At 72.8% G+C, this 5,964-nt stretch carries 7 protein-coding genes and 1 pseudogene; 2 read left to right on the top strand and 6 right to left on the bottom strand.

The features are described 5' to 3' along the window. The 6 genes and pseudogenes from HMPREF0731_RS24980 to HMPREF0731_RS05230 form a co-directional block, all read right to left on the bottom strand. A pseudogene (locus HMPREF0731_RS24980) lies at positions 1 to 246 on the bottom strand (ABC transporter permease); the annotation flags it as partial. 17 nt (positions 247 to 263) lie between these two features. Continuing rightward, positions 264 to 1,310, bottom strand: a complete 1,047-nt coding sequence (locus HMPREF0731_RS05250; RefSeq protein WP_007003003.1) for an ABC transporter substrate-binding protein — start codon at positions 1,308 to 1,310, stop codon at positions 264 to 266. Positions 1,311 to 1,388: 78 nt separating this feature from the next. Then, on the bottom strand, positions 1,389 to 1,712 hold the full coding sequence (locus HMPREF0731_RS05245) for a hypothetical protein (protein ID WP_007003002.1): 324 nt from the start codon (positions 1,710 to 1,712) through the stop codon (positions 1,389 to 1,391). Between the two features lie 49 nt (positions 1,713 to 1,761). Next, the gene (locus HMPREF0731_RS05240; RefSeq protein WP_007003001.1) at positions 1,762 to 2,136 is read right to left on the bottom strand and encodes a hypothetical protein; all 375 of its coding nucleotides are present in this window, start codon (positions 2,134 to 2,136) and stop codon (positions 1,762 to 1,764) included. A 112-nt stretch (positions 2,137 to 2,248) separates the two neighbouring features. Continuing rightward, positions 2,249 to 2,968: an LrgB family protein gene (locus HMPREF0731_RS05235; protein ID WP_007003000.1), complete on the bottom strand. Its 720-nt coding sequence runs from the start codon at positions 2,966 to 2,968 to the stop codon at positions 2,249 to 2,251. After that, entirely contained in the window at positions 2,968 to 3,342 is a 375-nt protein-coding gene (locus tag HMPREF0731_RS05230) for a CidA/LrgA family protein (RefSeq protein ID WP_007002999.1), read from the bottom strand. Before HMPREF0731_RS05230 ends, HMPREF0731_RS05235 begins: the two co-directional genes overlap by 1 nt. 484 nt (positions 3,343 to 3,826) lie before the next feature. On the opposite strand from HMPREF0731_RS05230, the gene HMPREF0731_RS05225 reads away from it, so the two are divergent. Together HMPREF0731_RS05225 and HMPREF0731_RS05220 are read left to right on the top strand one after the other, a co-directional pair. Next, positions 3,827 to 5,050, top strand: coding sequence for a CaiB/BaiF CoA transferase family protein (locus HMPREF0731_RS05225; protein WP_007002997.1), 1,224 nt, complete (start codon positions 3,827 to 3,829; stop codon positions 5,048 to 5,050). Positions 5,051 to 5,053: 3 nt separating this feature from the next. Beyond that, positions 5,054 to 5,964, top strand: a 911-nt coding sequence (locus tag HMPREF0731_RS05220) for a hydroxymethylglutaryl-CoA lyase (protein ID WP_007002996.1), incomplete at its 3' end; no start/stop codon positions are given.

The raw sequence follows: 5,964 nt of genomic DNA, 5'->3' as shown, positions 1-5,964 counted from the left end.
GGCGATGCCGCCGGCGCCGCTTTCCTGGTCGCGCGCGCGGGCCTCGCGCAGATCCTCGATCAGCGCGGCATGCGCCGCCGCGTCCGGCAGGCCGCGCCCGTCCCAGGCGGAGAGCGCCGCGACGCTGCGCGGCAGGACGGGGGCGACATCCTGTTCCTGCACGGCGCGCAGCAGGAAGGCGCCGATCGGCAGCACGAACACCGCCAGCAGGAAGAGCAGCAGCGGCGCCACCAGCGCCGCCGCCATCCAGCGTCTCCGCACGCTTACCGCGACACCCAGTTGTTGAAGCGCTGGTTCAGCCGGTCGAGATTGTCGAGCCAGAACTGGTCGCTGATCTGCAGCGCGCCCTCGGCATTGGCCGGGGTGGTGGGCAGGTTGGCCAGCACCTCGGCCGGCAGCCCGTCCTGCGCGCCGCGCGCCGTCGGGCCATAGGGGATGCGCGGCGGCAGCTGCGCCTGCAATTGCGGCTGGCTGACGAAGCGGATGAAGTCCAGCGCCCGCTGGCGGTTCGGGCTGCCCTTCATGATCACCCAGGAATCCAGGGTGAACAGGTTGTTGGCCCAGGCGATGCCGAAATTGCGCCCGTCATTCTGGTTGGCGGCGGTGATGCGGCCATTGTAGGCGTTGGTCATGGCGACCTCGCCGCTGGCCAGCAGCTGCGCCGGCTGGCTGCCGCGCTCCCACCAGACGATGTTCGGCTTCAGCGCGTCCAGCCGGCGGAAGGCGCGGTCCACGCCCGCCGGGGTGCCGAGCACGCGGTAGACCTCGCCGGGCGGCACGCCATCGGCCAGCAGGGCGATCTCCAGCGTCACCTTCGGGCCACGGCGCAGCGCGCGCTTGCCGGGGAAGCGGGTGGTGTCGAAGAAATCCGCCCAGTTGCGCGGGCCATCCGGCATGCGGGCGCGGTCATAGGCCAGCACGAAGGAGTAGAGGATGTTGCCGACGCCGCAATCGCTGACCGCCTGCGGGATGAAATGGTCGCGCCCGCCGATGGCGGAGAAATCCATCCGCTCGAACAGGCCTTCCTCGCAGCCGAGCAGCAGCTCCTCGCTCTCGACCTGGACGACGTCCCAGTTGTTGGCGCCGGACTGGATCTTGGCGCGCAGCACGCCGACGCCGCCATCCCAGGTCTCTTCCAGCAGGCGGGTGTTCGTCTGCTGCTGGAAGGGCCGGAAGAAGATCTCGCGCTGGGCGTCCTGATAGGCGCCGCCCCAGGAGACGACCGTGAGGTCGCGCTGCTGGGCCGCGGCGCCGCCGGCCAGAAGGGTGGCACCAAGCGCCAGAACGGCGCCGAATTGTCTCCGCAGCATCCCTGTACTCCCCTCGCCATGTCATTCCGGCGTGTGGGGGGGAGGGTAGAACCGCCACGCCAGCGTGCGAAGGGGGATTTAGCCGTGCCGCCGGCTGTCGGTCCATTGCTGGAAGGTCTGGTTCATGTCGGGGTTCTGGCTCACCGCGAAGATGTAGAGCAGGTAATCCAGATCCACGCCGCCCTGCACCTGGTCGAGCTGCGCCTCGCTCAGCTCGCTTTGCGCCATGGCGTGCTCCAGCGCGGCGCGGGGCACGGCGTAGCCATCCTGCTCCAGCCGGCGGGCCAGGCTGTCGAGGTCGGTGGCCCCGGCATAGCGCGCGGCCAGCGCCGGCTGCTGGCGCAGCGCCTCGGCCAGGCGTTGCAATTCGGGATGGGGAAGCGGGGCGGTGGCGTCGGGCATCGGAGTCTTTCCGGGAGGGGGGGAGGCGGGCCGCCGGCGGCGCGGGGCGTCAGTCGGCGCGTCCGGCGAAGCCAATGCTCGTGCGGCCCTCGCCGCTGCTGGGGGCACTGTTCCGGGCGCTGACGCCCGCACCGATGCCGACGCCGCTCAGCACCATGCCGGCCAGAAAAGTGACCAGCATGGCGATCATCGCCCCGCCGCCCTGCACCTGGTCGAGCTGCGCCTCGTCCAGCTCGCTCTGCGCGATGGCGCGCTCCAGCGCGGCGCGGGGCACGGCATAGCCATCCTCGGACAGCCGGGCCTGCAGCGTGTCGAGGTCGGCGGCCCGCGCATAGCGCTCGGCGAGCGCCGGCTGTGCGCGGAGGGCCGCGGCCAGGCGGTGCAACTCCGGGTGGTGCGGCAGGTCGGGGCTGGCGTGGTGCATTTTTCGGCTCCCTGGCGTGGCGCGGCGGGGCGGCCGGGCCGTCGGGGGCAGCCTAGCCGGATCGCGGCGGCGCCCGCCCGGGTGGGGCGTCTCCTTTGCTTGCCGATCCGTATCAGCCGAAGAGCAACCCCCAGAGCAGCGGCAGCAGCAGGGCGGTGGCCAGGGCGTTCAGCCCCATGGCCAGCCCGCTGAAGGCCCCGGCCGTGGCGTTGACCGAGATGGCGCGCGCCGTGCCGAGCCCATGCGCCGCCGTGCCCATGGCCAGGCCGCGCGCCCGCCAGTCCCGCACCCGGGCGAGGTTCAGCACCAGCGGCCCGAGCGTCGCGCCGACCACGCCGGAGGCCAGCACCACCGCCGCCGTCAGCCCCGGCAGCCCGCCGATCTGCGCGGCGATGCCCATGGCGACGGGGGTGGTGACGGAGCGCGGCGCCAGGCTCGCCGTCACCTCGGGCGCCGCGTGCAAAGCCAGGCCGAGGGCGACCCCCACCGAAGCCGCCACCATGCCACCGCTGACCGTCGCCACCACCGCCGCCAGGGCGGAGCTGCGCACATGCTGCCATTGCCGGTAGAGCGGCACGGCCAGCGCCACCGTCGCCGGGCCGAGCAGGAAATGCACGAATTGCGCGCCCTGGAAGTAGAGGCGGTAGTCGATGCCGGTGAGCAGCAGCCCGGTGGCCAGCAGCGCCACCGCGAACAGCACCGGATTGGCCGCCGGGTGCCATCGGCACAGCGCGGCGAGCCGCAGCCCCGCCATCCAGGCCAGCAGCGTGGCGGTCAGCGCCGCCAGCGGGTCGCGCGCCAGATAGACCCAGATCTCCTGCAGATCGACCATCAGCCATGCCTCCGCATCAGCCGCTCGGCCAGCCAGCCGGTGAAGCCGATGCCGGCCAGCGTGCCCACCAGCACGGCGAGCGAGAGCGGCGCCCAGTCGCGCGCCAGAACCGGCAGGTAGACCACGACGCCGACCCCGGCCGGGACGAAGAGCAGGCCGAGATGGGTGAGCAGCGTGTCGGCGGTCTGGCCGAGGCCGGGGGTGCCGGGCGCCTCGGGCTCGGCGCCGTCGTCGCGCAGCCGGTCGCGCAGCAGCAGCCCGGCGAAGAGCAGCACCATGCCGAGCACCGGCCCCGGCACCGGCAGGTGCAGGGCGCGCGCCGCGACCTCGCCGCAGAGCTGGCAGAGCAGCAGCAGGGCCAGGCCGCGGATCATGACGGCGCTCCCGGCCGCGGGCGGGCAGGGCGGGGGCGGGGAGGCAGGGGGGGCATGGGGCGGCTCCGGCAGTTCGGCAAGCCGGTGATCATCGGCCCATGCTGCACTGCGATAAAGGCCGCGAGCCCCGCAAAAAAATCGGGGCGGATCCCGGGGGAGGATCCGCCCCAGAGTGGACCGCGCCGGCAAGGCTGGGTGGCGCGGCGGCACCGGTGATTTGGGGTCCGGTGCCGATCGGGAGAGACAGGGCCTGGGTTGCTGGCCCGGCGACATCATGGCGCGGGATGGTTGATGCGCGGTTTAAACGGCCGTGCCCAAGCCCTGTGCGGCGCAAAAAAACGCCGGGTGCCGCGCCGGCCGGGGGCGGACGGAAACACTTGCGGGGAAGCGCGGCGGAGGCCAAGCACGGGGGGCCTGCCCCGGCGGGCGGGCACGGGGCCGTGGCCCCCAAGCCGATCCATGCCAGGAAGGGAACCCATCGCGCATGAGTGCAACGCCATCCTCGGTGCGCCAGGACAGCGGAGACGGCGCCGCGCCACGCCTGCCGCTGGCCGGGCTGCGTGTGCTGGAGCTGGGCCACTACATCGCCGGACCCTTCGCCACCCGGCTGCTGGCCGATCTGGGCGCCGAGGTGGTGAAGGTCGAGCCGCCCGAGGGCGACCCGATCCGCGGCTGGGGCAGCCGGCACAACGGGCATCCGGTGTGGTTCAGCATCCATGGCCGCAACAAGCTCTCGGTGACGCTGGACCTGAAGGATCCGCGCGACCAGGCGCGGCTGAAGGGCCTGGCCGCCCGCGCCGATGCGCTGATCGAAAATTTCCGTCCCGGCTATCTGGAGCGAATCGGCCTCGGCCCCGCCGTGCTGCACGGCGTCAATCCGCGGCTGGTGATCGCCCGCATCTCCGGCTACGGCCAGGACGGGCCGTATCGCGACAAGCCGGCCTTCGGCGCCATCGGCGAGGCGATGGGCGGGCTGCGCCACCTGACCGCCAATCCCGGCCAGACCGAGCTGCCGCCGCCGCGCTGCGGCATCTCCATCAGCGACGACCTGGCGGGCATGTATGCGGCGATGGCCGTGGTCTCGGCCTGCTGGGGGCGCGATGCCGGGCAGGGCGGGGCGGGCCGCATCATCGACATCAACCTGGTCGACAGCGTGGTCAGCCTGATGGAGGGCATGCTCCCGGAATACGGGCTGACGGGGAAGATCCGCCAGCCGGCCGGCGCCGCCATCCCGACCGCCGCGCCCACCAACACCTACCCCTGCGCCGATGGCAAATGGCTCTGCGTCGCCGGCAATTCCGACCTGATCTTCCGCCGGCTGATGGCGGCGATCGGAAGGCCGGAGCTCGCCGCCGATCCGCGCATGGCCGACAATGCCGGGCGCTGCGCCCATGCGGCGGAGCTGGATGCGGCGATCGCCGCCTGGACCCGCACCCTGCCGGCGAAGCAGGCGCAGGACATCCTGGAAGGCGCCGAGGTGCCGTGCTCGCGCCTCTACGACATCAAGGACATCGCCGAGGACCCGCATTTCCGCGCCCGCGACACGGTGATGGCGGTGCAGGACCCGCTGATCGGCCAGGTGCTGCACCCGGCGGCGCCGTTCCGCTTCGATGGTGTCGCCCCGGCGGAGATGGTGCGCTGGACGGGACCGGCCATCGGGGCGCACAACGCGCAGGTGTTCCGGGACTGGCTGGGCGAGGAGGGCTGAGACATGGCCGAGAGCGTCACCATCAGCGAGGTCGCGCCGCGCGACGGGCTGCAATCCATCGGCCCCTTCGTGCCGACCGAGCGCAAGATCGCCATGGTCCGCGCGCTGTACGAGGCGGGCGTGCGGCGGATGGAGGTGGGCAGCTTCGTCAGCCCGCGCCATGTGCCGCAGATGGCCGACACGGCCGAGGTGCTGGCCGCCGCCAAGGCGCTGCCGGGCCTCGAATGCACCGTGCTGGTGCCGAACCGCAAGGGCTTCGACCTGGCCATGGCGGCCGGCGCCGACCGGCTGGGCTTCTTCATGTCGGTCACCGAATCGCACAACCGCGCCAATCTGAACCGCGGCCGCGCCGAGAGCCTGGCCGAGCTGTCCGAGCTGGTGCGCGAGGGCGGGCGGCAGGGCGTCGCCATGCGCTTCAACCTCTCCTGCGCCTTCCACTGCCCCTTCGAGGGGGTGGTGCCGGTGCCCGACGCCATCGACGTGATCGAGCGGGTCTTCGCCCTCGACCTCGGCATGGAGATCGGCATCGCCGACACCACGGGCAACGCGGCGCCGGACCAGGTGGGGGCGCTGTTCCGCCACACCATCGCCTCCTGGGAGAACCCCTGGGCCTTCCACGGCCATGACACCTACGGCCTGGGCGTGGCCAATGCGCTGGCCGCCTACCAGGCGGGGGTGCGGGTGTTCGATGGCGCGGCGGGCGGCCTGGGCGGCTGCCCCTTCGCCCCCGGCGCCACCGGCAACACCGCGACCGAGGACCTGGTGTGGATGTTCCACCGCATGGGGGCGGCGACCGGGATCGATTTCGACCGGCTGCTGCCGGCCGCCGATCTCTGCGCCAGCGTCCCCGGCGGCACGCCGGGCGGGCATCTGCGCCAGGTGCCGGCGGTGCGGCCGCAGCGCGAAGCGGCCTG

The organism is Pseudoroseomonas cervicalis ATCC 49957 (assembly GCF_000164635.1).
Lineage (GTDB): Bacteria > Pseudomonadota > Alphaproteobacteria > Acetobacterales > Acetobacteraceae > Pseudoroseomonas > Pseudoroseomonas cervicalis.
This window is presented reverse-complemented; position numbering and strand designations above follow the sequence as displayed.

Bases quoted from the DNA above. Each gene is read 5' to 3' on its own strand.
- HMPREF0731_RS05245 (WP_007003002.1), bottom strand. From the start codon at position 1,712: ATGCCCGACGCCACCGCCCCGCTTCCCCATCCCGAATTGCAACGCCTG.
- HMPREF0731_RS05250 (WP_007003003.1), bottom strand. From the start codon at position 1,310: ATGCTGCGGAGACAATTCGGCGCCGTTCTGGCGCTTGGTGCCACCCTT.
- HMPREF0731_RS05230 (WP_007002999.1), bottom strand. From the start codon at position 3,342: ATGATCCGCGGCCTGGCCCTGCTGCTGCTCTGCCAGCTCTGCGGCGAG.
- HMPREF0731_RS05225 (WP_007002997.1), top strand. From the start codon at position 3,827: ATGAGTGCAACGCCATCCTCGGTGCGCCAGGACAGCGGAGACGGCGCC.
- HMPREF0731_RS05235 (WP_007003000.1), bottom strand. From the start codon at position 2,968: ATGGTCGATCTGCAGGAGATCTGGGTCTATCTGGCGCGCGACCCGCTG.
- HMPREF0731_RS05240 (WP_007003001.1), bottom strand. From the start codon at position 2,136: ATGCACCACGCCAGCCCCGACCTGCCGCACCACCCGGAGTTGCACCGC.